We start from the raw sequence: 22981 nt of genomic DNA on the forward strand, positions 1-22981 counted from the left end.
TCTCCGTTCAAGCGCTGAGGCCGCCGAACAGCGTCGGCATGTCGAGCGGGCGGAAGCCGTAATGCGTCATCCAGCGGACGTCGGCGTTGAAGAAGTCGCGCAGATCGGGCATGCCGTATTTCAGCATGGCGATGCGATCGAGGCCCATGCCCCAGGCAAAACCCTGATATTCGTCCGGATCGAGCCCGCCGTAACGCAGCACGTTCGGGTGGACCATGCCGCAGCCGAGGATCTCCATCCAGTCGGTACCCTCGCCGAACTTGACGATCGGGCCGGAGCGGTCGCACTGGATATCGACCTCGAAGGAGGGCTCGGTGAAGGGGAAGAAGGACGGGCGGAAACGCATCGTCACGCTGTCGACCTCGAAGAAGGTCTTGCAGAATTCTTCCAGCACCCAGCGGAGGTTGGCGACATTGGCCTTCTTGTCGACGACCAGGCCCTCGACCTGATGGAACATCGGCGAATGGGTGGCGTCCGAGTCCTGGCGGTAGGTCTTGCCGGGAATGATGATACGGATCGGCGGTGTCTGAGCCTCCATGGTGCGCACCTGCACCGGCGAGGTGTGGGTGCGCAGGACCTTGCGCTCACCATTCTCATCCGGGTTGAAGAAGAAGGTGTCGTGCATCTCGCGGGCCGGATGGCCTTCGGGGAAATTCAGCGCGGTGAAATTGTAATAATCGGTCTCGATGTCAGGACCTTCGGCGATCGAGAAGCCCATGTCGGCGAAGATCGCGGTGATCTCGTCGACGATCTGGCTGATCGGATGGATACGGCCGCGCTCGGCCGGCGAAGAGCGCACCGGCAGGCTGACGTCGACCGTTTCGGCCTTCAGCCGCGCATCGATCGCCGCTTGCCGAAGCGTCGTCTTGCGGGCGGTGAGCGCCTCGGTCACTGCATTCTTCAAAACGTTGATCGCAGCGCCCTTGCTCTGGCGCTCTTCCGGCGTCATGGCGCCGAGCGTCTTCAACAATTCGGAGACGGAGCCCTTCTTGCCGAGGGCGGACACGCGCACGGCTTCGAGCGCCGTCTCGTCATCGGCGGCGGCGATTTCGGCGAGCAGCGATGTGTTGAGCTGGTCGATATCTGACATTGTCACTTCTTTCCGTCCAGTATCAGGCGGGCGATCGGGAGGCAGGCGGCGCAGGCCGGCGCCAGGAATATAAAGAAAGAAAAACCCGCGCTAGCCCAAACCAGCGCGGGTTTCCCAAAATCATAAATTCAAAAGCTTGGGAAGCGCTGGTTACTTGACCGCGCCTTCAAACTCGTTCGCCGTACCGGCTTCCTTGAGGTATTCAAGAGCCTTCTTGGCAGCGCTGACCAGCGCGCCGAATGCTTCCGGCTCGTGGATCGCCATGTCGGAGAGAACCTTGCGGTCGACCTCGATGCCAGCCTTGTTCAGGCCGTCGATGAAGCGGCCATAGGTCAGGCCGAATTCACGCACAGCGGCGTTGATGCGCTGGATCCAAAGCGCACGGAAGTTGCGCTTGTTGACCTTGCGGTCGCGGTAGGCGTACTGCTTCGAACGATCGACAGCAGCCTTGGCGGTACGGATGGTGTTCTTGCGGCGGCCGTAAAAGCCCTTTGCGGCCTTCAGAACCTTCTTGTGCTTGGCGTGAGAGGTGACGCCTCTTTTTACACGTGCCATATCATGATCTCCTTAAATCTAGCGTTCGCGGACGAGTCTCAGAGACCGTTCGGCAGGTAATTCTTGATAACCTTGCGGCCATCCGGTTCTGCGAGAACCATGGTGCCACGTGCATCGCGAATGAACTTGTTGGAACGCTTGATCATGCCATGGCGCTTGCCGGCAGCGGCAGCCTTAACCTTGCCGGTTGCGGTGATCTTGAACCGCTTCTTGGCAGAGGACTTCGTCTTCATCTTGGGCATTTTGCTACTCCTTCTGTCCTCCCTGCGCGCTTCATCAAAAAAGCCCTTCTCGCGAAGTCCGGTTCTCCGGCCGTCGCAACAAGTTGCGGGAGCGTTTGTTGTTGATCTGCGGCATCGGCGACGAACCGTTCCGCAAGCATTCGAAACTGCCACGGCATGCCCTGCCGGTCAGTTCGGACGCGCGCTTATAACCGCAGCGTCATGAAAGTGCAACGGGGCCGCGGAGGAATCTTCGTGCATCCAAAAATACAGTGGCAGAAAGCACAAAAGCCGCCCTTGCGGACGGCCTTGGGCGAAATACTGCCTGGCGCTTACTTCGGCGCCAGCACCATCATCATCTGGCGGCCTTCGAGCTTGGGTTCAGCTTCGACCTTGGCGAACTCGATCGTATCGGCCTTGACCTGCTGCAGAAGCTTCATGCCGAGTTCCTGGTGGGCCATTTCACGGCCGCGAAACTTCAGCGTCACCTTGACCTTGTCGCCTTCGTCGAAGAAGCGACCCATCGCCTTCATCTTCACCTCATAATCATGGGTGTCGATGTTCGGGCGCATCTTGATTTCTTTGACTTCGACGATCTTCTGCTTTTTGCGCGCCTCGGCTGCCTTCTTCTGGTTGGCATATTTCAGCTTGCCCAGATCGAGGATCTTGCACACTGGCGGTTCGACATTTGGGGAAATTTCGACGAGATCGAGGCCGGCTTCTTCCGCCATTCTCAAGGCCTGGTCGGTAGGCACGACGCCCATATTCTCTCCGTCAGCCCCGATCAGCTGAACTTTGGGAATGCGGATTTCACGGTTCGAGCGCGGTCCGTCCTTCACGGGCGCGTCGGTTTTAAAAGGTCTGCGAATGGTCGTATTCTCCTCGCGTTGTTTCGGAACGTTGCAGCATCGCGCTCCCAATCAGGGGTGCACAAACGTGTCGCGTCATCGCTGCAACGGAGTCAATATCATCCTTTAGCGGAAAAATCACCCGCTGTCAGCCTGCCAAGAATCTGTTTTATAGGCCAAAACAACAGGAGTTTCGCCGATGTCCGATCAGTTGTCCAATGCCCAGCCGCAGTTCCTGACGGTCGGCGAGGGCGAGGCGGCGCGTGAGATCGCCATGCTCGTCCGCCCGGCGCAAGCCGGCAACGGCGCGCCGGCGCTTGTCTGGCTGTCCGGCTACCGCTCCGATATGAGCGGCACCAAGGCGGTGGAACTCGACGGGCTGGCGGCGGAACTTGGGCTCGCCTGCATCCGCCTCGATTATTCCGGCCACGGACTTTCCGGCGGCAGCTTCGGCGACGGCACGATCTCGCGCTGGCTGGAGGAGGCGCTTGCCGTCATCCGCCATGTCGCCCCCGAACGCGTGATCCTCGTCGGCTCCTCGATGGGCGGCTGGATCGCGCTCAGGCTGGCGCAGGAGCTTGTACGGCAGGGCGGCCCGAAGCTCGCAGGCATGGTGCTGATTGCGCCCGCCCCCGATTTCACCTCGGAGTTGATCGAGCCGAACCTCAAGGCCAAGGAGCGCAAGTCGCTGGCCGAGCGCGGCTATTTCGAAGAGCGTTCGCAATACAGCCCCGAACCCAGCATCTATACGCGGGCGCTGATCGAGGACGGCCGAAAGAACCGGGTGCTCGACGGCATCATCGAAACCGGCTGCCCGGTGCACATTCTCCAAGGCATGAAAGACGCCGACGTGCCGCATGCGCATGCGATGAAACTGGTCGAACATCTTCCCGCCGACGATGTGGTGCTGACCTTCGTCCGCGACGGCGACCATCGCCTTTCCCGCCCTGGCGATATCGCGCTTCTCCTGAGTGCCGTCAAAGGCATCATCCGTTCATCAACAAATAGGCAGATGCCCGCTTGTATGGCAGAGGCGGATAAATTCGCCTGATGCAGGTCCCCAACCCGTTGCATTTTAACCATGTCGGCGAGTCGCAAGGTCCTCCCAAGAAGTAACGATTGACTCTTTTGGGCCCTCTCCATTAACACTTTGTTAATAAATAAGGGGCGATGCGAGGAAAGAGCGGGCGTGCGGATCAAGGGTATCTTTGTGGCCATGATGGCCATGTTTGCGATGGCGACGGCCGCCATACCGGCCCCCAGCAGAAATGCTTCCATGGTGACAGGCAATGCCACCTCACAGCCGATCGGGCACTATGATTTCTGTCAGGTTCACCGCACTGAATGCGGCGCAGACCGAAACGCCGGCCCCGTTGCCATGAACCCGGGGAAGTGGTCGCTCGTGCGTTCGGTCAACGCCACGGCCAACCGCACGATCACGCCGATGACCGACAAGGAAATCTACGGCAAGGATGAGGTCTGGGCCTATCCGACCACCGCCGGCGACTGCGAGGATTTCGCGCTGTTGAAGCGCCGCATGCTGATCCAGCGCGGCTTTCCGGCTGCCGATCTGCTGATGACCGTCGTGCGCAAGCCGGATGGCGAAGGCCATGCGGTGCTGACGCTGCGCACCACCGAGGGCGATTTCGTGCTCGACAACCTCGCCGCCGACGTCAAGCCGTGGTTCGGTACGCCCTATTCCTTCGTCAAGCGCCAGTCGAGCTACAATGCCGGCCGCTGGGTCACCATCGAAAACGGCCGCGACGTCCTGGTCGGCGCGCTGCGGTAAGGGTTGCAATAGAGAATGTGAAAGGCCGGCAGTTTGCCGGCCTTTTTGTTTTGTGGGTTTGGGATGCCGCACCGTCTCCCGGCCCTTCGCTTTGGGCTCAGGGCGTTCGTTGCTGCAATCGATTCACTGGATCGATTGCTCGGGCTGCGCCCGACCGCAAGTCACCCATTCCCAATCAGGATACCGGCGCCGAGCACCAGGCCGCCGCCGAGCACCACCTGGAAGGCGGCGCGCAGGAAGGGGGTTTCCATGTAACGGTTCTGGATGAAGGCGATCGCCCAGAGTTCGAAGAAGACGACGACGGCGGCGGTGATCGTTGCCGTCCAGAAATGCGGGATCAGATAGGGTAGTGCGTGGCCGAGGCCGCCGAGCGCGGTCATGATGCCGCAGGCAAGGCCGCGCTTGACCGGCGAGCCTCTGCCGGAGATCTTGCCGTCGTCATGGGCCGCCTCGGTGAAGCCCATCGAGATGCCGGCGCCGACGGAGGCCGAAAGACCGACAAGAAAGGTCTGCCAGGTATCCTGCGTGGCGAAGGCGGCGGCGAAGATCGGCGCCAGCGTCGAGACCGAGCCGTCCATCAGTCCGGCAAGACCCGGCTGCACATAGGTCAGAACGAATTGCCGATGCACCGTCGCGTCCTCGTCGTGCTTGACGTCTGCGGGCGTATGTTTGTCGCCCAGCATGCGGGCGATATCCTCATGCCCCTGTTCGGCGAGGGCGAGATCGCCGAGAAGCTCACGCGTCGAGGCGTCCGAGGTCCGTTTTGCCGCCTCGACATAGAAACGATAGGCCTGTTCCTCCATCGCCTCGGTTTCCTGCCGCATCGCATCCAGCGAAAGGTTTGCCCTGAGCCAGTCGGGCTTACGCTCGTAGAAGCCCTGCACATGCTCGCGCCGGATCAGCGGGATGCGCTCGCCGAAACGCTGGCGATGGATCTCGATCAGCGATTTGCGATGGGTATCCTCGACCTCGGCCATGTCCTCGAAGACCTTGGCCGAGGCCGGAAATTCGCGGCGCAGCCTGTCGGCATAGGCGAGATAGATGCGGGCATCGTCTTCCTCGGAGGCGATCGCGAGAGCAAGAATCTCCTGCTCGGACAGCGATCCAAACGATCGTTTCGAGGATCTGAAAAACCGCGCCAGCATGACTTTCTCCATTCTTTAGAATTATTCTAAATCTAAAGAAGGAGATGGTGACGGTCAAGTGCGCGGGGCAGGCTGCTGACAGATTGCCGCAAGCGACACGGGTGACTTTGGCTCGCCGCCATAAACACCTATATGGAGGCTGCCGCATCACGCGGTGCCGGGGTTTTGGAATGGACAATGAGATTCAGGGCCGCCCTGCCCATGTCGCGGCGATCCGCGAAAGGGCGGAGGCGGAGATGCGGGAAATGGGCGTCGACGCGGCCTTCATCGACAGGCTGGTCGAGACCTTTTACGGGCGCGTGCTAGCGCATCCCGATCTCGGCCCGGTGTTCGACGCCAGGCTATCCGGGCGCTGGCCGGAGCATATGGCGAAAATGAAGAGCTTCTGGTCGGCCGTTGCCTTCCGCAGCGGCGCCTATGGCGGCAAGCCGGTGCAGGCGCATACGGGTGTCCAGAACCTGACGCCCGATCTCTTTCCGAAGTGGCTGTCGCTGTTTGCCGCAACGCTCGACGATATTGCGCCAACGCCGGAGGCCAAGGCCTGGTTCATGGCAACGGCGGAGCGGATCGCCAAAAGCCTGATACTGTCGTTGTTCTACAATCCGGCGCTCGACGATCCCGCCCGCAAACCCGCCTGATCCATCTTGTAGAGACGGCGTTCCCCAAAAACGCTGACACTTTTCTAGGTCTTCGCCGCCGAGGCGGTGGCGCCGGCGCTGGCCGCCACCACGAGCGCCGTACCCAACATCTGCAGCGCGGTCATCGGCTGGGCGAGGATCAGAAAGCCGGCGAGAGCGCCGAGGGCCGGTTCGAGGCTCATCAAAATGCCGAAGGATGCCGACGGCATGCGCCGCAGCGCCACCATCTCCAGCGCATAGGGCAAGAGTGGCACGAGGATGGCAAGGCCGAGAACCTCGACCAGTCCCTGCGCTGTGAAGGCGCCCCCTGTCTCGGCCAGACCGAAGGGTGTCGCGACGAGGCCGGCAACGATCAGCGACATGGAGAGACCTTCCAGCCCCTTGAAGGCAGCGCCGACCTTCTTCGTCAGCAGGATATAGACCGCCCATCCCACGGCCGAACCGAGGGCAAAGAGGACGCCTGAGGAATTGCCGACCCAGCCTTCGCCGTCATGGGCGAGGAAGAGAATGCCGGCAGCAGCGATCAACGGCCAGGTGAGCCGCCAGGTCAGGCCATAGCCGAAGACGGCGACCGAGAGCGGCCCGAGGAAATCGATGGCGATCGCCAGGCCGAGCGGCAGCCGCTGGATCGCCGCGAAGAAGCAGAGCGTCATGGCAGCCGTCGTCGTTCCGAGCAGCAATGTCGCCCGCCATTGGGCGCCGCTATAACGCAGCACCGAAGGCCTGACGACGGCGGCAAGGATGATCGCCGCGAAAGCAAGCCGCAGCCAGGTGGCGCCGGCAACGCCATAAGTCGCAATGGCTGACGAAGACAGTGCCGCGCCGAACTGGATCGACGACATCGACATCAGGCACATGGCGACACCGGCCGCCAAGCCGCCCGAAGTCGGCGATATGCCCGGCTGCGCGATCAAGGCTGCGCCGTCCGTCCCGGTCTCGATATTCTTGATATCCATGTTGCCCCCGATCCTGGCGCGGTTCTAGGCCGAAGACGGGTGAGAACCAAATTCAAACTTTTCATGCCGGGATCAAGAGCGCTGATGCTGAGGCGCCAAAGATCGGCCGGCAAGGATGATCTCTTCGGCGTCTTCGAAGCTCATGTCGAAGACCTTCCTGCCGATGTCGAAGCTGAAGCCGTTGCGGGCAAAAGCCGAAAGCTCTTTCGCCTTTCGCTTTTCGTCAAGCTCGACCCGGCGGAAGGGGCCGAAGGCGCGCTTGCGTGCGAATATCGCTGCCGCATAGAGATCGTCAGCCTCTTCAAGTGCTGCCTCGACCTTGTCGCTGGAGACGCCCTTGGCAGCAAGCTTCTGGGCGATCGCGCGCTTCGATTTACCGCCACGCACGGCCGAGCGCGTGCTGACCTCCGCATAGGCGTGATCGTCGAGCACCTTGTTGTCATAGGCAAATTTGACGGCGAAATCGGCAACGGCCTTGAGTTGTGCCGCGCTGATATCTTCGAATTTCTCCTTCGCCTTGCGGGTGATGGCGTCAAACAGCTGCTTTTCCGTCATCATCCGCCGCTCGAGGCGATAGATAGCGGAATTGCGCGCCCAGCTCAGCATGCGGGGTGTCGGGATCTCGGATGGAACGGTCTCGTCGGTCATCGGCAGTGATCAGGCTTCCAGACCTTTGAGGACGTTGGCGACGTTGAGGCCGATCTCCGACACGCCGTAACCGCCCTCCATGCAGGCGAGCACCGGCAAGCCGGCGGAAGCGATCATCGCGCCCATACCTGTGAAATCGTCGGAGGTGAGGCTGAAGAAGGAGATTGGGTCGCGCTCGAAGGTGTCGACGCCGAGCGCCACGACGATCGCCTCGGCGCCGAAGGTCTTGATGCGGGTGAGCGCATCGGCAAGGGCCGAAGACCAGACATCCCAAGACGTGCCTGGCGGCATCGGATAGTTGCGGTTGGCACCCGTGCCCTCCCCCTCGCCCTCCTCGTCGGCATGGCCGAGGAAATAGGGAAAGGCATGCATGGGATCGCCGTGTAGTGAGGCGGTGAAGACGTCGCCGCGGCGATAGAAGAGATCCTGCGTGCCGTTACCATGATGGAAGTCGACATCCAACACCGCGACTTTCCTCGCACCATGGTCGAGCAGCCGCTGCGCCGCGACGCCCGAATTGTTGATGAAGCAATAGCCGCCGAAGAGATCGATGCCGGCATGGTGGCCGGGCGGGCGGCAGAGCGCGAAGGCGAAGCGATTGCCCTGCGTCAGCCAGTCGGCGCCCGTGACGGCACAGCGCATGGAAGCGATCGCTGCCTCGTAGGAGCCCTTGGTGATCGAGGTATCGGCGGCATTGGCGTAATGGCCGATTGCGCCGACGATATTGTCGGGCACGCGCTGGCTGGTGCGGCGAACGGCGAAGGAATTGGCGATCGCCTCCCCGGTGAAACCGGCCGCCACCCAGCGGTCCCAGACGGTAGCGAGAAAATCCAGATAGGCGGGATCATGCACTTTTCGAGCCGTTTCCAACCCGTGCGCATCAGGTGCCACCACGTCGGTAAAGCCCGCCTCCTTGACCGCCGCGAGGATCCATTCGGCGCGGAACGGCGCCTCGAAGGGCGTCACCAGCTGACCGGCGTGCAGCTCCGTCCTGGCATCGCGCAGCTTGTGATCCTCGGAATAGATGACGCGCATTTCAGATCCTGCCCCTTGATTGACAATGGAGATTTACACGGCTCGGCCGTGACAAAAAAGCGGCGTGGCCTCTTGATCGTCTGGAATAATGACGCCACCTTCGCCGGTGTTTTGAGAACGAGGAAATTTTCCGCATGAAAGTGCTGATGGTCGATGTCGACGGCGTGCTCATTCATGGTCGTCCGACCGATGGCCTGCCTCTCTTCACCTACCTCGAGCGCGATCTCGGCCTGCGCCTCGACCTGCTGCAGCAGGAATTCTTCCAGACCCACTGGCGCGATATCATCATCGGCCGCGCGGCGCTGGAGCCGAGGCTCGCCGGCGTACTCGCAAAGATCGCGCCCCACCTCAGCGCCGAAACGCTGATCGACTACTGGTTCGAAAACGATTCCCGCCTCGATCTCGCTCTGCTCGAAGAGCTCGCCGCTCTCCGGCAAAGCGGCATCACTCTGTTGCTGGCGACCAACCAGGAGCATAGGCGGGCACGCTACCTGATGGAGCGGATCGGCCTTAACGCGCATTTCGACGACATCATCTATTCCGCAGCACTCGGACACAGCAAGCCTTCTCCCGATTTCTTCCGGCTGGCGACCGAGCGCGCCGGCGTACTTCCCGGCGAGATCGCTTTCATCGACGATATGGCCGAAAATATCGAAGCGGCTCGACAATTCGGCTGGAATGCCGCGCAATGGACGACGGGCGCGACGCTCGGCGGCGCGCTTCCTGTCTTCGCCAGGCCGGCTTAAGCGGGGCCGGCGCAATCAGGCGAGCCGCTTGTAAAACAGGGTGGTGGCGCAGAAGCCGCCTTCCGGCCACAGCGCATAATCCGGAATGACGCCGACGCGCTGCCAGCCCAGGCGCGGATAGATCGCCTCGGCATCGCTGCCGGTTGCCGTGTCGAGCACGAGCAGGGTCTTGCCGCGCCTTGCCGCCTCGCGTTCGGCGGCATCCATCAGCAGCCGGGCGAGCCCCTTGCCGCGGGCCGAGCGATGCACCAGCAGCTTCTTCAGATCGCCGCGATGCGGCTGGTTCGGCATCTGCGCGGCCCCCACCTGCACCGTGCCGACGATGCTGCCGTCGAGTTCGGCGACCAGCAGCAAGTTGCCGCCCGCGGCAACGGCATCGGCGACATCGCGCCAATAGGGCTCGGCATCCTCGGGCCCATAGGGCTGCATGAAGCCGACGGAGGCGCCACCCACGACGCAATCGACAAGCACTTGCGAAAGGGCCGGAATGGCGGCGCGGGCCTCCTCGGCGGAAAGGATACGAATAGCAGGCATGCTGTTCTCCTGAAATGAATGCTGTTATCGGCCGCCGCGATCGAGCACGACGCAATAGCGTGCCGGCGCGTTGCCCGGATTGTGGAAGACGTGACCCTCGCCGACCGGCATGAAGAGGCAATCGCCCGGGCGCAGCCGGTAGACGGTCTCACCCGCCGTCATCTCCAGCTCGCCGTCGAACAGCCAAATATGCTGCGTCATGCCATGGGCGCTCGCATGCGGGGGGAAGCTGACGCGGGCGCCGGCCGGGAATTCAACCTCGACGATATCGACATCGGAAGCGGTGCCCGGGGGTGAAACAGAGCGTCTGAGATAACCGGTCTCCGGATCGCGCCAGACCTGCTGTTCCTGCCTCCGGGCAAGCGGCGAGGCCTGCCCCTCTTCCGCAAAGAAGGCCGACAGCGACAGGCCGAGCGCGGCGCAAATCCTTGCCAACAGCGAAGCAGTCGGGCTCGCCTCCGCCCGCTCGATGCGCGAGATCATCGCCCGGCTGACGCCGGAGGCCGCAGCAAGATCATCGAGCGTCAGAGCCTTTTCCTGCCGCAGCGTGCGGATGCGGATGCCGATCGCCTGTTCGAGTTCCGGTTCCATTTTTCCGTCCCATGATTCCACTATAAGAGAAATGCATTATCCGATGATGGAATCAAGTGGCTACGAAAAGCGGCCAAAAGCGCCTTGCTTTCGCCGGCCCGCCGTCCATATATGGCGGCGTAATCCGAGGAGAGAGTGATGGACGCCAGCACACAGAGCACGGACACGACGGGAAGCTTCACGGCTGCCGCCTGGGACAGGATCGCGCCGATCATGGTTGAAATCGAGGCCTTGCCGCTGTTGCAGCGCCTTTCGGACGGCACGCTGCCACCGGAGGTTTTCCGGCACTATATCCTGCAGGATGCGCTCTACCTGAAGCATTATGCGCGATGCCTTGCGATCGTCGCGGCCAAGGCGCCCGACAATGCGCAGGTCCTGCGCTTCCTCGGTTCGGCGCAGAAGGCGATCACCGTCGAGCAGGGCCTGCATGCCGGCTTCCTCACCCAGTTCGGCATCACGTCTGCGGACGTCACATCAGCCGAACCCTCGCCTGCCGGCTTTGCCTATACGAACTTCCTGCTTGCCACCGCCTATCACAGTTCCTACGCGGTGGCGCTGTCCTCCATCCTTCCCTGCTTCTGGATCTACTGGCACGTCGGCGAAGCGATCAAGAACCGGCCTGTTATCGAGGGCAATGCCTTCCAGGCCTGGATCAACACCTATGGCGATCCGCAATTTGCCGCCGGCGCCCGCGAAGTGATCGCGTTGACCGACATCGCCGCCCGCGCCGCATCGCCGGTTGAGCGCGCTCAAATGACCGATGTCTTCGTGCGCGCCTCGCAATATGAATGGATGTTCTGGGATTCGGCCTGGCGGCAGGAGACGTGGCCGGTCTGATACGCGTCCAACACATGACGAAATAGCGTAAACAGCGGGATAATTACCGCTTTGCGGCAGGGGGCGGCGCTGCTATATGGCGCGCATGAGCACCAATTCCACCACTCCGCTGTCCCATATCCGCAACTTTTCGATCGTGGCCCATATCGACCACGGCAAATCGACGCTGGCCGACCGCCTGATCCAGACGACGGGCGGCCTTGCCGAGCGCGAAATGTCCGAGCAGGTGCTCGACAATATGGATATCGAGCGTGAGCGCGGCATCACCATCAAGGCCCAGACCGTGCGCCTGCACTACCAGGCGAACAACGGCGAGAAATACATTCTCAACCTGATCGACACGCCCGGCCACGTCGACTTCGCCTATGAAGTCTCACGGTCGCTGTCGGCCTGCGAGGGCTCGTTGCTTATCGTCGACGCCAGCCAGGGCGTCGAAGCGCAGACGCTCGCCAACGTCTACCAGGCGATCGACAACAATCACGAGATCGTCACCGTCCTCAACAAGATCGACCTGCCGGCCGCCGAACCCGACCGCATCAAGGAACAGATCGAGGAAGTGATCGGCATCGACGCTTCGGAGGCGGTGCTGATTTCGGCAAAGACCGGCCTTGGCATTCCCGATGTGCTGGAAGCGATCGTTCACAAGCTGCCGGCGCCGAAGAGCCCCGGCGGCGAAAAGGCACCGCTGAAGGCGCTGCTGGTCGACAGCTGGTACGACGCCTATCTCGGCGTCATGGTTCTGGTCCGCGTCATCGACGGCGTGCTGACCAAGGGCCAAACGGTGCGGATGATGGGCACCGATGCGAAATACCAGGTCGAGCGCGTCGGCGTGCTGACGCCGAAGATGGTCAATATCGACCGCCTCGGCCCCGGCGAGATCGGCTTCATCACCGCTTCGATCAAGGAAGTGGCCGATACCCGCGTCGGCGATACGATCACCGAGGACAAGCGGCCGACGGCCCAGGCGCTGCCAGGCTTCAAGCCGGCCCAGCCAGTGGTGTTCTGCGGCCTCTTCCCGGTCGATGCCGCCGATTTCGAGGATCTGCGCGCCGCCATGGGCAAGCTTCGCCTCAACGACGCCTCCTTCTCCTTCGAGATGGAATCGTCCGCCGCCCTCGGCTTCGGCTTCCGCTGCGGCTTCCTCGGCCTGCTGCATCTCGAAATCATCCAGGAACGACTGGAGCGCGAGTTCGACCTCGACCTGATCGCCACCGCACCCTCGGTCGTCTACAAAATGTACATGACCGACGGCACGGAGCGCGAGCTGCACAATCCGGCCGACATGCCCGATGTCGTCAAGATCTCCGAAATCCACGAGCCGTGGATCCGCGCGACGATCCTGACACCCGACGATTATCTCGGCGGCATCCTGAAGCTCTGCCAGGACCGGCGCGGCATTCAGATCGAGCTCACCTATGTCGGCACGCGTGCGATGCTGACCTACGACCTGCCGCTCAACGAAGTCGTGTTCGATTTCTACGACCGGCTGAAGTCGATCTCGAAGGGTTATGCCTCCTTCGACTATACGCTGACCGACCACCGCGAGGGCAACCTCGTGAAGATGTCGATCCTCGTCAATGGCGAACCGGTCGACGCGCTTTCGATGATGGTGCACCGGACGGCTGCCGAAAAGCGTGGCCGCGACATGTGTGAGAAGCTCAAGGAGCTGATCCCGAAGCACATGTTCAAGATCCCGATCCAGGCCGCAATCGGCGGCAACGTCATTGCCCGCGAGACGATCTCGGCGCTGCGCAAGGACGTGACCGCGAAATGCTACGGCGGCGACGCCACCCGCAAGCGCAAGCTGCTCGACAAGCAGAAGGCCGGCAAGAAGCGCATGCGCCAGTTCGGCAAGGTGGAGATTCCGCAGGAAGCCTTCATCGCGGCATTGAAGATGGGCGACGAATAGGTTTTTCGCAGAGCTTCTTTTGACGAGGAGACGTGGGTCTCCTTGGATGTTGACGAGCCTCCCTCTTTGTTCGCCGTCATCCTCGGCCTTGTGCCGAGGATCTGCTAAATATCAAACGGCTGCAGATGCTCGGGACAGGCCCGAGCATGACGAAAGAGAATTGGTTAGGCTCCGTCAACAGTTATTTCCGAGGGGATTCTGCGATGAACGATGAAAGCCCGGCAACTGGAAAGCCTGGATCGGCGGCGGGCGCAAATACCGATCCCACGATCAAAGAGGGCGGTAAAGCCCAAATTCTCGAACAAAAAACAAGCGATGATGAAACGCTGCCTCGCGAAGAACGCGAGAGACTTTGGCGAATTGAAAACGCCGAGGCGATCGCGGAGCAAAATGAGTATGTCGCGAAGCATGGCTTGCCATTTGCGAAATACAGGCAGTTTTGACTCATCCCCTGTCCATATACTCCTTCACCAGCCCCTCATACGCGTCCATCTCGGGCAGCGCCTCGTAGCTGTGGACCGCACCTGTCTCAGCGAAGGACAGTTTCTCGCTCGTCCATGTCTCGATGAAGGGCGTGAACCAGCTCGGGTCGTCGAGCATGGTCGCGCGCAGATTGACGAACCAGTCCATGCCTTCCGGCCGGGTGAACATCCAGCTCATGCAATGCGGGCAGAAATAATGCTTCGTGACGCCATGCAGGCCGCCGATCACCGGCTCGCCTTTCGTGACCTCGAAGCCTTCGCTCGGGATGGCCGCACTCAGCGAATAGGCGCTCGCCGTCATCTTCTGGCACCCGGTGCAATGGCAGGCCATGGTGAGCAGCGGCGGGGCGCTGATCTTCAATCGCACCCGGCCGCAACGGCAGCCGCCCTCCATCGGTAAATTCAGTTCGCTCATGATGTCCTCCCGTTGTGCCTGTTGATCTAGCGGAACTTTCGTTGCTGTCGAGATGGCGAGGTCATCGCCGAATGGGCGGCCTTGCAGGCGTTATCGGATGCAGGCTGGATTGCCGACCACGGTTGCGCCGGCCGGCACATCCCTGGTCACCACCGCACCGGCGCCGACAATCGCACCGTCGCCAATCGTGACGCCGCCGAGGATGATGGCGCTGCCGCCGATCCAGACATCGCTGCCGATGGTGACCGGCCGGGCGATCTCGATGCCCGTGCTGCGAAGTGCCGGCTCCTTGTGATGTTCGGCGCAATAGATCTGCACTCCGGGGCCGAACATGCTGCGATCGCCGATGGTCACACGGCCGGAATCGAGAATGGTGCAGCCGGCATTGAAATAGACGCGTTCGCCGAGAGTGATGTTGATACCGTAGGAGCAGTGAAACGGCGCTTCGATGAAGACATTGAGTGCTGCCTGCGCAAAGAGCGCCCTCAGGGCCGGCGCGACGGCACCACGCTCGTCCGGCGGCAGCGTGTTATGCGCGTAGACGGCTAAGCGCGCCTGACGGCGCAAGAGATCGAGCTCGTCATCGAGGCAGCAATACCATTCGCCTGCCGCCATCTTGTCGCGTTCGCTGGCCAGCATCGCATCACCCCTCAAGCCGAGGCCTGCGACAGCATTTCGACCTCTTCCCGCTCGATCAGGCTGACCCAGGCGCGTGCGATGGCAAGGCCCGCGGCATCGGCGGCACCGGCGTGTCTTGCCGCCAGTTCGGCATGGTTCTCCAGCCAGCCCGGCGCAATGCGCGCGATCGTATCGGGAAATTCGGCCTTCCATTGCGCGACGACCGCTGCATTGGCCTCGAAATGGAACTGGGTGCCATAGACGGCGCGGCCGATTCGGAAGGCCTGGTTCTCGGCAACGGGGCTCGAGGCGAGACGCACCGCGCCCCCGGGCAGGGAAAACGTATCGGCATGCCATTCGAAGATGGTGAACTCGCCGCCAAGCGCCGACAGCAGCGGATCGGTCCGGCCATCGGCGGTGACGCCGATCCCGTGCCAGCCGAATTCGCGGGCGATCCCTAAGTGGTTGTCGGCACCATAGGCACGGGCGAGAATCTGGCTGCCGAGGCAGATGCCGAGCACGGCCTTGCCGGCATCGCCGAAGCGGCGCGTGAGCCGGACGAGTTCCGGCAGATAGGGGTGGGTTTGGTCATCCAGCGCGCTCTGCTCGCCGCCAAGAACGACCAGCGCGTCGTGGTCCGATATGTCTAGCGGCAGAATTCCGTCCTGCCACACCCGGAACCACTCGATCTCCGCGCCCGCCTCGTCGAGGGCCGCGGCAAGCGCGCCGAGGCCGGTATTCCGCATATTTTCGATGACTGCGACGCGCATGGGCTCTTCCTGGTATGGCCGATCACGGGAAGAGACCATGGCGGAAGGCGGTGCGCAAGACGCCAGAACAGGATCGAGGCTTTAGGCCGGTTCGGCCCAAAATCTGAATCCTGTTCTTAATTAAATAGTTAGAGCATGATGTCGCCCGAAAACCGCTCACACTTTTCGGCATCATGCTCTGCGAGGGCGATTGCGCGCACGCGCCACAGGCCTTAAATCTGAGCAAACGAAAGGACATCGTCATGACCGAAAAAGCCCGCGTCACGATCCTCTACTGCACCCAGTGCAACTGGCTGCTGCGCGCCAGCTGGATGGCGCAGGAGCTGCTGCATACCTTTTCCGACAGCCTCGGCGAAGTGGCGCTGATCCCCGCCACCGGCGGCAATTTCGAGATCCGCGTCAATGGCGATCTGATCTGGGAGCGTAAGCGCGACGGCGGCTTTCCCGGGCCGAAGGAGCTGAAGCAGCGGGTCCGCGACATCGTCGAGCCCGGCCGAGATCTCGGCCATGTCGACCGCGCCTCGCTCGAAAGCTGACGGCTCAGCGGTAGGGCGAGCGGCAGGTTTTATAGATGCCTTCATAGGTCAGAAAACGATCCGTCCTCGGATTGTAGGAACGGTATTCGTTGCTGCACCAAGCGGCATGGCTGTTCATGTCACGCGGCTTCGGCTGCACCCTTTGCACCGGTGGCGGATCATAGGTCAGCTGCGGCCGGCCGGCAGCGCCCGGCCGGTAATAGGTCGGCCCCGCGCCGCGCGGGCGATAATTCGGCTGGACATAGGCGGGACGATGCCATTGCTGCGGCCCGAAACCGAAGCAGCCGCGAAAATCGCAGAGGGTCGAGCCCGTGTTCAACGGCCCGACCCCCGGCTTGCCCAGCTTCAGCGAATCGGCCCCGGCGATTGCGGGCGTGAGAATGGCGAGAAGGCCGGCGAGCAGAAGCGTGCGGGGAGCAAGCATGAGGCATTCCTTTCGATATTTCTTTTATATAGGGCGTACCAACCGAAGCGCTATGCCCACCTTCCGGCGCTCCCCCGTATGTGATCGGCTGCTTTTTCGCCAACTGTCAGAAAAACTTCAAAAACCCAGTTGACAGTCAGGAGCCACCCCCTTACATCGCTCTCCGTCGCCCAGATGGCGGAATTGGTAGACGCGCCAGCTTCAGGTGCTGGTACCCGAAAGGGTGTGGAGGTTCGAGTCCTCTTCTGGGCACCATTCCATTCTTGATCGCTACCAAGATCAAGGAGTTAAGCCTTTCCAATTAAGTTGCGCATTTTGTGCCTTTTAGCAAAGGCCAGCCAGAATGCGCTTGAGGCTTGTTCACTCGATAGCTCCCAAGAACTCTCCGAAATCCTGATTTCTGGACGCTTATTCCCACCGCTCTTGATAGCTGGCCTCCATTGACTCCCTCACCCCAAAATGTGAACATATAGCGAACATAATGGAGTCTTGCAATGATCCGATACGCCACGTCCGCAGCCGGCAACCCCCATCCACCAAAGGCACGCGAGGTGTCGACTACCGAACCGGCCGTTGAAATGCCGCGCACCAAGCCGGTCATTGAGGTAGCTTCTGCCGGCGCGGCGCTTGCTGCCTACCCGCTGCTGCCCAGCGGCGAGTCAGATGAGTTCGGCTCCGACACTCTGCAGAAGACCACCAAACCACCACGCCGTGCGGCAACAAAACGTAAGCCTAAGGTCGCCGAGGCAGACGACACTCCACTCCAGCTTAGTCTAGAGGCTTAACCGCAAACAATCCGGCCAAGCTATGGCGGCGGGTGGGGACTCTCCCATAATCTATATAGCACTTCGGAATCCCGAAATTGGCTGCGGGATTGAAATCATTGAATGTTTCTGCACGACGCCAGCCCGCAAAAGGCGTCGAATTTCGGGATCCCGAAGCGAGGGAATTTCGGGATTCCGAAGTGGGGTTTTTCTTCGGGCCGACGCGGGCCTTTGTCCGCGGCAATCGGCCGGCGGTATCTGACGTTTTCCTATCAGGATCGACCGCGTCTGGTCGGATCAATTGCGCCCGCTTGGCGCCCCCTCGTAAAACTGGAGGGACGTGCCTTCGGCCAAACGGGATGTCTCGAACGGCAAGCTGTTCCATTGCTCAACGCACGGCCTGCGAAACGCGCGGCTGTCGGTTCCCACACCCCCGCAAGCCTCGCACAAGAACGAAATCGGATACCGGGGCAAGGATGAACATACGGCCGTTCCGCCTGTAAAGAGCCGGGCGGCTCTGAGGGTGGTCGGGAAACCTGACTAGACACTCTGGAGTTCGCTTGGGATGAAAGTCGTAATTCTCGCCGGTGGCCTTGGCTCTCGTCTTGCCGAGGAGACCAGTATCCGACCCAAGCCTCTGGTCGAAATCGGCGGCATGCCGATCCTCTGGCACATCATGAGCATCTACGCCCATCACGGGCTCAATGATTTCATCATCTGCGCCGGCTATAAGGGCTATTTGATCAAGGAATATTTCGTAAACCTTGTTCTGCACCACAACGACATCACCGTCGACCTCGCCTCCAACAGCATCAACTACCACGGCGGCACACGACCGAACTGGCGCGTGACCGTAGTCGATACCGGCATGTATTCGATGACCGGCGGCCGTCTCGGGCGCATTCGCGACCATCTTACGCCAGGCGAACCCTTCTGCATGACCTATGGCGACGGCGTCGGCGACATCGATATCGCCGCCGAGGTCGCGTTCCATCGCAGCCATGGCCTCAAGGCGACGATGTGCGCGGTAACCCCGCCCGGACGTTACGGCGCCACGAATATCGAGGGGCAGTTCATCACCTCCTTCGTGGAGAAACCGAGGGGTGACGGCCAGCGCATCAATGGCGGCTTCTTCGTGCTCGACCCTTCGGTGGTGGATCTCATTCCCAGCGACGACACGATCTGGGAAGCCGGGCCGCTGGAATGGCTCGCCGCCAACAACCAGCTCGCCGCCTTCAAGCATGACGGTTTCTGGCAGCCGATGGACACGCTGCGCGAGCGCAATCAGCTCGAGGAGCTCTGGAGTTCCGGAAAGGCACCGTGGAAGCTATGGGCCTGACGGACTTCTGGAATGGCAGGCGCGTGTTCCTGACGGGACACACTGGGTTCAAGGGATCCTGGCTGTCGTTGTGGCTGGAAAAGCTCGGTGCGGAAGTGACGGCTGTCTCGCTCGAACCCGAGACCAATCCCTCGCTCTATGGGCGGCTTGCGCCCTGGAACGGACAGGGCCATCACATTGCCGACATCCGCGAAGCGGCGACGTTCAAGCAGCATTTCATCGATTTCGAGCCTGAAGTCGTCATCCACATGGCAGCGCAGGCGCTGGTGCGGCGCTCCTACGAAAATCCGGCCGAAACCTTCGCGACCAATGTGATGGGAACGGCAAACGTGCTTGACGCGGTGCGGGAAACGCCCTCGGTCAAGACGGCTCTCGTCGTCACCTCCGACAAGGTCTATGCCAACAACGGCAGCGGCGTTCCCTTCGTCGAGACGGATATGCTGGGCGGCAAGGACCCCTACTCCAACTCCAAGGCCTGCACCGAACTCGTCGTCCAAAGCTACCGCGACAGCTTCTTCAAGGGGCGCGACATCAAGCTTGCGACGGTACGTGCCGGCAATGTCATTGGTGGCGGCGACTGGTCGAAAGACCGGTTGATCCCGGACTTCATCCGCGCCTTCGAAAGCAGCCAGCCGATCCTGCTGCGCTATCCCGAAGCGATCCGCCCCTGGCAGCATGTGCTGGAGCCGCTCGGCGGCTATCTCGCCTTCGCCGAGGCCTTGACACTTGCCGGCGAACAGGAGCTGCCCGAAGCGCTCAATTTCGGCCCAGACCCGCAGAGCTTCGCGACAGTCTCCGAACTTGCCGAGGCGCTCGGCCTTGCTCATGGCGTGAACGACGTCTGGAAGCCCGCGCCGGGTAAACATCATCCGGAAGCGCCTGCCCTTACCTTGAGCTCCGCTCTGGCGCTCGACACGATCGGCTGGCGTCCGCGCCTCAGCCTTCAGCAAACAATCGACTGGACAGCCGCATGGTACAAGGCCAATCGCGAGGGAGCCGACATGCGCGCCTTCTCGCTCGGGCAGATCGCGGCCTATGAGGAAACAATATCATGACAGCGCATAATTGCCGGTTCTGCAACGCTCCGCTGAAACATCGTTTTGTCGATCTGGGCTCGACGCCGCTCGCCAATGCCTATCTGACGGAGGAGCAGCTCAAACTGCCCGAGCCATCCTATCCGCTGCGCGCCTTCGTCTGCACGGAATGCTGGCTGGTGCAGGCCGATGCCTTCGTTCCGCCGGAGGATATCTTCAGCCACTATGCCTATTTCTCCTCCTACAGCGACGGCTGGGTGGAGCATGCCCGCCAGTTTACGATCATGGCGCGCGAGCGCTTCGGCCTCGACGCCACATCGCAGGTGATCGAGGTGGCGAGCAATGACGGCTACCTCCTCAAGCATTTCGTCGAAGCCGGCGTGCCGGTGCTCGGCATCGAGCCGGCCGAAAACGTTGCGGAAGTGGCGCGTCAGATCGGCGTTCCCACGGAAGCGCGCTTCTTCGGCAAGGAAACCGCTGCCGATCTCGTCTCCCGCGGCCTTGCCGCCGACATTGTCATCGGCAACAACGTGCTGGCGCACGTGCCTGACATCAACGATTTCGTCGGCGGGCTTTCGGCCGTGCTGAAGCCTGACGGCGTCGTCAGCGTCGAATTCCCGCACCTGCTGCGGCTGATGGAAAACATCCAGTTCGACACTGTCTACCACGAGCATTTCTACTATTTGTCGCTGCTCGCCGTCGAAAAGGTGTTCGCGGCGCACGGCCTCAAGATCTTTGACGTGGAAGAATTGCCGACCCATGGCGGCAGTCTCCGCGTGCTTGCCTGCCGTGCAACATCCACGGCTCACGCAATCGGCCGCGGTCTTGCCAAGGTGCGCACTGAGGAGGCGGCCGCCGGTTTCGACAAGGTCGAGACCTACGAGGCCTTCCAGAGCCGCGTGGCGCCGATCAAGGATGGCCTGCTCGCCTTCCTCGAACAAGCCAAACGCAGCGGCAAGAAGGTCGCCGCCTATGGCGCTGCCGCCAAGGGCAACACGCTGCTGAATTTCTGCGGCGTCGGCACCGATCTCATCGAATACGTCGTCGACCGCAATCCGCACAAGCAGGGGCATTTCCTGCCGGGCAGCAAACTGCCGATCTACGCGCCGGAGAAGATGGACGAGACGCAGCCGGATTACGTCCTCATCCTGCCTTGGAACATCAAGAATGAGGTCGTTGCGGCCAACAGCAGGGTCGGCAGCTGGGGTGGACGCTTCGCCGTTGCCGTGCCGGAACTGACGGTGCTCGGATGAAATTCCTTCCGACCGCGGTTTCGGGTGCCTTTGTCGTGGAAGTCGACGCACGCTCCGATGACCGGGGAATGTTCGCACGAACCTTCGATGCGCAGACCTTTGCGGCGCAAGGTCTCGTGCCCGTCTACCCGCAGTGCAATGTCTCGCAGAACCACAAACGCGGGACGCTGCGCGGCATGCACTACCAAGCCCAACCGCGGCCGGAGGTGAAGCTGGTGCGCGTCACGCGCGGCAGGGTCTTCGACGTGGCGCTCGATCTGAGGCCGGATTCGCCAAGCTATCTCAAATGGGCCTCCGTCGAGCTCGATGCCATCAGGCGCAACGCCTTCTACATACCTGCCGGATGCGCGCACGGCTTCCTGACGCTCGAGGATGATTGCGAACTCTTTTACCAGATGTCGGAAACCTACGTGCCGGAACTCGCCCGTGGCGTCCGCTGGGACGATCCCGCCTTTTCCATCGCCTGGCCGTTCACGCCGAGCATCATCAGCGAGCGCGACGCCGCGCTTGACAGCCACGGCCAGGAGACAAGCCTTTGAGCGGTATCAAACTCAGCATCTGCATCCCGACCTATAACCGCGAAGCCTATCTCAGAAACGCGCTGACCTACTGCGAGAACGATTACAAGTTCGACTTTCCCTTCGAAATCGTCATCTGCGACAATGCCTCCACGGACGGCACGCAGCAGGTGGTCGAGGAATTCATCGCCCGCGGGCTGCCGATCCGCTACTACAAGCGTGAAACCAATGCCGGCGCCGCGGCAAACGTCACGAGCGCTCTGCGCCTCGGCAAGGGCGAATACCTCATCTATCTCGCCGACGACGACATCCTGATTGCCGATGCGTTGGCCGACACCATCAGATATCTCGACAACAATCAGGAGGTGACCTGCGCCCATGCGCCGTGGTTCCTCTACGACGAAGTCGCCAAAACCGACATCACGAAGTTCTATAATGTCGAGGAGGATCGGAAGTTTCCGCACGGAAGTTTCGGCGACGTCTTCCAGTATATCTGCGAAGGCCACATCTTTCCGGAAATCGCGATCTATCGCTCGTCAGCCCTGCGGTCGGCCTGGATTCCGCGGGAATTCTGCTTCTACCCGTTCCCGTTCCTTGCGCATTTCCTGGATCAGGGCGCGGTCTCCTTCCTGCAACGGCCGTTCTACCGCTCCATCGTCAATTCGGCGATCGCCCGCGACCGTCCGCAAGAAGGCACCAACGACGTCATGACGAGTTGGGACCGCTATCGCGGCGGGCTTGAATATTTCCTCTATATGGGCGTCAAGCGCGGAGCGATGACTCTCACGCCCGAGACGCGTCTCAAGTATGATGAGATGTGCAAGGTCTTCACGCTCAATCGCATGGCGGTCGCCTTCCGCTTCTGGGCGGAGCGCAAGAACTTCATCAAGGCCTATGAGCTCTATACCCGCATCATGTGGGGCGGGATGCTCAACCACCCGGAAATTCGCAATTTCCGTGAAAGGTTGCCCCTGATGGTCGCCATCCAGACGCTGGTGAGCGAAGTGAATTCGGCAATCGGCATCGATACACTGCTTCTCGGCGGTTTCTCGGAAATCACCGCTCTCGAAGGCCTGATGCGCGAACTCGGCCTCAACGAAAAGGTGAAGATGACGGTGAAACTCAGCGACAGTCCGCTGGAAAGCACCGCCGTCTTCGTCAGCGTCAATAGCGACCGGGAGTATTTCGTAGCACTCGGCTACCTGCCCAACCTCGTGTTTCACGAGCACGATGTCGCCCGGCACATCATCATGTGAGCCTCGCGCCAGCTTCAAAAACTAGCGTCG

28 protein-coding genes and 1 tRNA gene are annotated in these 22981 nt (G+C 61.4%); 15 read left to right on the forward strand and 14 right to left on the reverse strand.

Annotated features, from left to right (window positions below; all coding sequences use genetic code 11):
* Nucleotides 1–7: 7 nt before the first annotated feature.
* The 4 genes from pheS to infC form a co-directional block, all read right to left on the reverse strand.
* Complete coding sequence (gene pheS / locus OLZ32_RS15040) at nt 8–1090, reverse strand: phenylalanine--tRNA ligase subunit alpha (RefSeq protein WP_024322278.1); 1083 nt, start codon at nt 1088–1090, stop codon at nt 8–10.
* 150 nt (nt 1091–1240) lie between these two features.
* On the reverse strand, nt 1241–1645 hold the full coding sequence (gene rplT / locus OLZ32_RS15045; protein WP_003544622.1) for a 50S ribosomal protein L20: 405 nt from the start codon (nt 1643–1645) through the stop codon (nt 1241–1243).
* A 38-nt stretch (nt 1646–1683) separates the two neighbouring features.
* Nucleotides 1684–1887, reverse strand: a complete 204-nt coding sequence (gene rpmI / locus OLZ32_RS15050; protein ID WP_003544621.1) for a 50S ribosomal protein L35 — start codon at nt 1885–1887, stop codon at nt 1684–1686.
* 311 nt (nt 1888–2198) lie between these two features.
* Nucleotides 2199–2735: a translation initiation factor IF-3 gene (gene infC, locus OLZ32_RS15055; RefSeq protein WP_075225634.1), complete on the reverse strand. Its 537-nt coding sequence runs from the start codon at nt 2733–2735 to the stop codon at nt 2199–2201.
* A gap of 178 nt (nt 2736–2913) precedes the next feature.
* Between infC and OLZ32_RS15060 the strand changes: the two genes are divergently transcribed.
* Entirely contained in the window at nt 2914–3765 is an 852-nt protein-coding gene (locus OLZ32_RS15060; protein WP_264421641.1) for an alpha/beta hydrolase, read from the forward strand.
* Nucleotides 3766–3903: 138 nt separating this feature from the next.
* Nucleotides 3904–4503, forward strand: a complete 600-nt coding sequence (locus OLZ32_RS15065; protein WP_264421643.1) for a transglutaminase-like cysteine peptidase — start codon at nt 3904–3906, stop codon at nt 4501–4503.
* A 161-nt stretch (nt 4504–4664) separates the two neighbouring features.
* Here the strand turns inward: OLZ32_RS15065 and mbfA are convergent, their stop codons facing one another.
* Nucleotides 4665–5648, reverse strand: a complete 984-nt coding sequence (gene mbfA, locus OLZ32_RS15070) for an iron exporter MbfA (RefSeq protein WP_264421645.1) — start codon at nt 5646–5648, stop codon at nt 4665–4667.
* Nucleotides 5649–5818: 170 nt separating this feature from the next.
* On the opposite strand from mbfA, the gene OLZ32_RS15075 reads away from it, so the two are divergent.
* The gene (locus tag OLZ32_RS15075; RefSeq protein ID WP_264399366.1) at nt 5819–6286 is read left to right on the forward strand and encodes a group III truncated hemoglobin; all 468 of its coding nucleotides are present in this window, start codon (nt 5819–5821) and stop codon (nt 6284–6286) included.
* A 44-nt stretch (nt 6287–6330) separates the two neighbouring features.
* Here the strand turns inward: OLZ32_RS15075 and OLZ32_RS15080 are convergent, their stop codons facing one another.
* The 3 genes from OLZ32_RS15080 to OLZ32_RS15090 form a co-directional block, all read right to left on the reverse strand.
* Entirely contained in the window at nt 6331–7242 is a 912-nt protein-coding gene (locus OLZ32_RS15080; RefSeq protein WP_017989993.1) for an EamA family transporter, read from the reverse strand.
* 72 nt (nt 7243–7314) lie between these two features.
* Nucleotides 7315–7890 carry a recombination regulator RecX gene (recX, locus tag OLZ32_RS15085; protein ID WP_003544605.1) on the reverse strand — a complete coding sequence of 192 codons (576 nt, stop codon included), beginning with the start codon at nt 7888–7890 and terminating at the stop codon, nt 7315–7317.
* 9 nt (nt 7891–7899) lie between these two features.
* Complete coding sequence (locus tag OLZ32_RS15090) at nt 7900–8925, reverse strand: histone deacetylase family protein (protein ID WP_017989992.1); 1026 nt, start codon at nt 8923–8925, stop codon at nt 7900–7902.
* Between the two features lie 134 nt (nt 8926–9059).
* On the opposite strand from OLZ32_RS15090, the gene OLZ32_RS15095 reads away from it, so the two are divergent.
* Nucleotides 9060–9671 (forward strand): HAD family hydrolase, encoded by a 612-nt coding sequence (locus OLZ32_RS15095; RefSeq protein WP_017989991.1) that lies wholly within the window; start codon nt 9060–9062, stop codon nt 9669–9671.
* 15 nt (nt 9672–9686) lie between these two features.
* Here the strand turns inward: OLZ32_RS15095 and OLZ32_RS15100 are convergent, their stop codons facing one another.
* Both OLZ32_RS15100 and OLZ32_RS15105 read right to left on the reverse strand, forming a co-directional pair.
* The gene (locus OLZ32_RS15100; RefSeq protein WP_017989990.1) at nt 9687–10205 is read right to left on the reverse strand and encodes a GNAT family N-acetyltransferase; all 519 of its coding nucleotides are present in this window, start codon (nt 10203–10205) and stop codon (nt 9687–9689) included.
* 24 nt (nt 10206–10229) lie between these two features.
* Nucleotides 10230–10796 carry a helix-turn-helix domain-containing protein gene (locus OLZ32_RS15105; protein ID WP_017989989.1) on the reverse strand — a complete coding sequence of 189 codons (567 nt, stop codon included), beginning with the start codon at nt 10794–10796 and terminating at the stop codon, nt 10230–10232.
* Between the two features lie 138 nt (nt 10797–10934).
* On the opposite strand from OLZ32_RS15105, the gene tenA reads away from it, so the two are divergent.
* The 3 genes from tenA to OLZ32_RS15120 all read left to right on the forward strand — a co-directional run bounded on the left by tenA (nt 10935) and on the right by OLZ32_RS15120 (nt 13985).
* Nucleotides 10935–11633, forward strand: a complete 699-nt coding sequence (tenA, locus tag OLZ32_RS15110; RefSeq protein ID WP_264421651.1) for a thiaminase II — start codon at nt 10935–10937, stop codon at nt 11631–11633.
* Between the two features lie 76 nt (nt 11634–11709).
* Nucleotides 11710–13542, forward strand: coding sequence for a translation elongation factor 4 (lepA, locus tag OLZ32_RS15115; protein ID WP_264421652.1), 1833 nt, complete (start codon nt 11710–11712; stop codon nt 13540–13542).
* Between the two features lie 203 nt (nt 13543–13745).
* Nucleotides 13746–13985, forward strand: a complete 240-nt coding sequence (locus OLZ32_RS15120; protein ID WP_264421654.1) for a type II toxin-antitoxin system CcdA family antitoxin — start codon at nt 13746–13748, stop codon at nt 13983–13985.
* Between the two features lies 1 nt (nt 13986).
* Here OLZ32_RS15120 and OLZ32_RS15125 read toward each other — a convergent pair whose 3' ends face one another.
* From OLZ32_RS15125 to OLZ32_RS15135, 3 genes are all read right to left on the reverse strand, one after another.
* Nucleotides 13987–14439, reverse strand: coding sequence for a GFA family protein (locus OLZ32_RS15125; RefSeq protein WP_264399372.1), 453 nt, complete (start codon nt 14437–14439; stop codon nt 13987–13989).
* A 90-nt stretch (nt 14440–14529) separates the two neighbouring features.
* Nucleotides 14530–15078 (reverse strand): sugar O-acetyltransferase, encoded by a 549-nt coding sequence (locus OLZ32_RS15130; RefSeq protein WP_264421657.1) that lies wholly within the window; start codon nt 15076–15078, stop codon nt 14530–14532.
* 11 nt (nt 15079–15089) lie between these two features.
* Nucleotides 15090–15866, reverse strand: a complete 777-nt coding sequence (locus tag OLZ32_RS15135; RefSeq protein ID WP_017989986.1) for a type 1 glutamine amidotransferase — start codon at nt 15864–15866, stop codon at nt 15090–15092.
* A gap of 203 nt (nt 15867–16069) precedes the next feature.
* Here OLZ32_RS15135 and OLZ32_RS15140 point away from each other — a divergent pair, with 203 nt between their 5' ends.
* A complete protein-coding gene (locus tag OLZ32_RS15140; RefSeq protein ID WP_003544579.1) occupies nt 16070–16363 on the forward strand; it encodes a SelT/SelW/SelH family protein in 294 nt (97 codons plus the stop codon).
* Between the two features lie 4 nt (nt 16364–16367).
* Here OLZ32_RS15140 and OLZ32_RS15145 read toward each other — a convergent pair whose 3' ends face one another.
* Entirely contained in the window at nt 16368–16787 is a 420-nt protein-coding gene (locus tag OLZ32_RS15145) for a BA14K family protein (protein WP_003544577.1), read from the reverse strand.
* A gap of 168 nt (nt 16788–16955) precedes the next feature.
* On the opposite strand from OLZ32_RS15145, the gene OLZ32_RS15150 reads away from it, so the two are divergent.
* The 7 genes from OLZ32_RS15150 to OLZ32_RS15180 all read left to right on the forward strand — a co-directional run bounded on the left by OLZ32_RS15150 (nt 16956) and on the right by OLZ32_RS15180 (nt 22951).
* A tRNA-Leu gene (locus OLZ32_RS15150) sits at nt 16956–17042 on the forward strand.
* Nucleotides 17043–17281: 239 nt separating this feature from the next.
* Entirely contained in the window at nt 17282–17572 is a 291-nt protein-coding gene (locus OLZ32_RS15155) for a poly(hydroxyalkanoate) granule-associated protein (RefSeq protein WP_264421660.1), read from the forward strand.
* Nucleotides 17573–18116: 544 nt separating this feature from the next.
* Complete coding sequence (gene rfbF, locus OLZ32_RS15160) at nt 18117–18890, forward strand: glucose-1-phosphate cytidylyltransferase (protein WP_003544573.1); 774 nt, start codon at nt 18117–18119, stop codon at nt 18888–18890.
* Nucleotides 18881–19945, forward strand: a complete 1065-nt coding sequence (gene rfbG, locus OLZ32_RS15165; RefSeq protein WP_026160072.1) for a CDP-glucose 4,6-dehydratase — start codon at nt 18881–18883, stop codon at nt 19943–19945. Before rfbF ends, rfbG begins: the two co-directional genes overlap by 10 nt.
* Nucleotides 19942–21177 (forward strand): class I SAM-dependent methyltransferase, encoded by a 1236-nt coding sequence (locus tag OLZ32_RS15170; RefSeq protein ID WP_264421662.1) that lies wholly within the window; start codon nt 19942–19944, stop codon nt 21175–21177. Before rfbG ends, OLZ32_RS15170 begins: the two co-directional genes overlap by 4 nt.
* Nucleotides 21174–21716 (forward strand): dTDP-4-dehydrorhamnose 3,5-epimerase, encoded by a 543-nt coding sequence (rfbC, locus tag OLZ32_RS15175; protein WP_264421664.1) that lies wholly within the window; start codon nt 21174–21176, stop codon nt 21714–21716. The genes OLZ32_RS15170 and rfbC overlap by 4 nt, the downstream gene beginning before the upstream one ends.
* Nucleotides 21713–22951, forward strand: a complete 1239-nt coding sequence (locus OLZ32_RS15180) for a glycosyltransferase family 2 protein (RefSeq protein ID WP_264421666.1) — start codon at nt 21713–21715, stop codon at nt 22949–22951. Before rfbC ends, OLZ32_RS15180 begins: the two co-directional genes overlap by 4 nt.
* Nucleotides 22952–22981 lie beyond the last annotated feature (30 nt).

It is taken from the genome of Rhizobium acaciae (genome assembly GCF_025941625.1).
GTDB classification, from domain to species: Bacteria; Pseudomonadota; Alphaproteobacteria; order Rhizobiales; family Rhizobiaceae; genus Rhizobium; species Rhizobium acaciae.

What these genes read in the sequence shown, in the direction of transcription:
- OLZ32_RS15100 (WP_017989990.1), bottom strand. Translation starts at nt 10,205, where the DNA reads ATGCCTGCTATTCGTATCCTTTCCGCCGAGGAGGCCCGCGCCGCCATT.
- recX (WP_003544605.1), bottom strand. Translation starts at nt 7,890, where the DNA reads ATGACCGACGAGACCGTTCCATCCGAGATCCCGACACCCCGCATGCTG.
- OLZ32_RS15060 (WP_264421641.1), top strand. Translation starts at nt 2,914, where the DNA reads ATGTCCGATCAGTTGTCCAATGCCCAGCCGCAGTTCCTGACGGTCGGC.
- OLZ32_RS15140 (WP_003544579.1), top strand. Translation starts at nt 16,070, where the DNA reads ATGACCGAAAAAGCCCGCGTCACGATCCTCTACTGCACCCAGTGCAAC.
- OLZ32_RS15080 (WP_017989993.1), bottom strand. Translation starts at nt 7,242, where the DNA reads ATGGATATCAAGAATATCGAGACCGGGACGGACGGCGCAGCCTTGATC.
- lepA (WP_264421652.1), top strand. Translation starts at nt 11,710, where the DNA reads ATGGCGCGCATGAGCACCAATTCCACCACTCCGCTGTCCCATATCCGC.
- OLZ32_RS15090 (WP_017989992.1), bottom strand. Translation starts at nt 8,925, where the DNA reads ATGCGCGTCATCTATTCCGAGGATCACAAGCTGCGCGATGCCAGGACG.
- OLZ32_RS15075 (WP_264399366.1), top strand. Translation starts at nt 5,819, where the DNA reads ATGGACAATGAGATTCAGGGCCGCCCTGCCCATGTCGCGGCGATCCGC.
- rpmI (WP_003544621.1), bottom strand. Translation starts at nt 1,887, where the DNA reads ATGCCCAAGATGAAGACGAAGTCCTCTGCCAAGAAGCGGTTCAAGATC.
- pheS (WP_024322278.1), bottom strand. Translation starts at nt 1,090, where the DNA reads ATGTCAGATATCGACCAGCTCAACACATCGCTGCTCGCCGAAATCGCC.
- OLZ32_RS15135 (WP_017989986.1), bottom strand. Translation starts at nt 15,866, where the DNA reads ATGGTCTCTTCCCGTGATCGGCCATACCAGGAAGAGCCCATGCGCGTC.
- OLZ32_RS15125 (WP_264399372.1), bottom strand. Translation starts at nt 14,439, where the DNA reads ATGAGCGAACTGAATTTACCGATGGAGGGCGGCTGCCGTTGCGGCCGG.
- rfbF (WP_003544573.1), top strand. Translation starts at nt 18,117, where the DNA reads ATGAAAGTCGTAATTCTCGCCGGTGGCCTTGGCTCTCGTCTTGCCGAG.
- OLZ32_RS15120 (WP_264421654.1), top strand. Translation starts at nt 13,746, where the DNA reads ATGAACGATGAAAGCCCGGCAACTGGAAAGCCTGGATCGGCGGCGGGC.
- mbfA (WP_264421645.1), bottom strand. Translation starts at nt 5,648, where the DNA reads ATGCTGGCGCGGTTTTTCAGATCCTCGAAACGATCGTTTGGATCGCTG.
- OLZ32_RS15145 (WP_003544577.1), bottom strand. Translation starts at nt 16,787, where the DNA reads ATGCTTGCTCCCCGCACGCTTCTGCTCGCCGGCCTTCTCGCCATTCTC.
- OLZ32_RS15105 (WP_017989989.1), bottom strand. Translation starts at nt 10,796, where the DNA reads ATGGAACCGGAACTCGAACAGGCGATCGGCATCCGCATCCGCACGCTG.
- rplT (WP_003544622.1), bottom strand. Translation starts at nt 1,645, where the DNA reads ATGGCACGTGTAAAAAGAGGCGTCACCTCTCACGCCAAGCACAAGAAG.
- rfbG (WP_026160072.1), top strand. Translation starts at nt 18,881, where the DNA reads ATGGGCCTGACGGACTTCTGGAATGGCAGGCGCGTGTTCCTGACGGGA.
- tenA (WP_264421651.1), top strand. Translation starts at nt 10,935, where the DNA reads ATGGACGCCAGCACACAGAGCACGGACACGACGGGAAGCTTCACGGCT.
- OLZ32_RS15170 (WP_264421662.1), top strand. Translation starts at nt 19,942, where the DNA reads ATGACAGCGCATAATTGCCGGTTCTGCAACGCTCCGCTGAAACATCGT.
- OLZ32_RS15095 (WP_017989991.1), top strand. Translation starts at nt 9,060, where the DNA reads ATGAAAGTGCTGATGGTCGATGTCGACGGCGTGCTCATTCATGGTCGT.
- OLZ32_RS15130 (WP_264421657.1), bottom strand. Translation starts at nt 15,078, where the DNA reads ATGCTGGCCAGCGAACGCGACAAGATGGCGGCAGGCGAATGGTATTGC.
- rfbC (WP_264421664.1), top strand. Translation starts at nt 21,174, where the DNA reads ATGAAATTCCTTCCGACCGCGGTTTCGGGTGCCTTTGTCGTGGAAGTC.
- OLZ32_RS15155 (WP_264421660.1), top strand. Translation starts at nt 17,282, where the DNA reads ATGATCCGATACGCCACGTCCGCAGCCGGCAACCCCCATCCACCAAAG.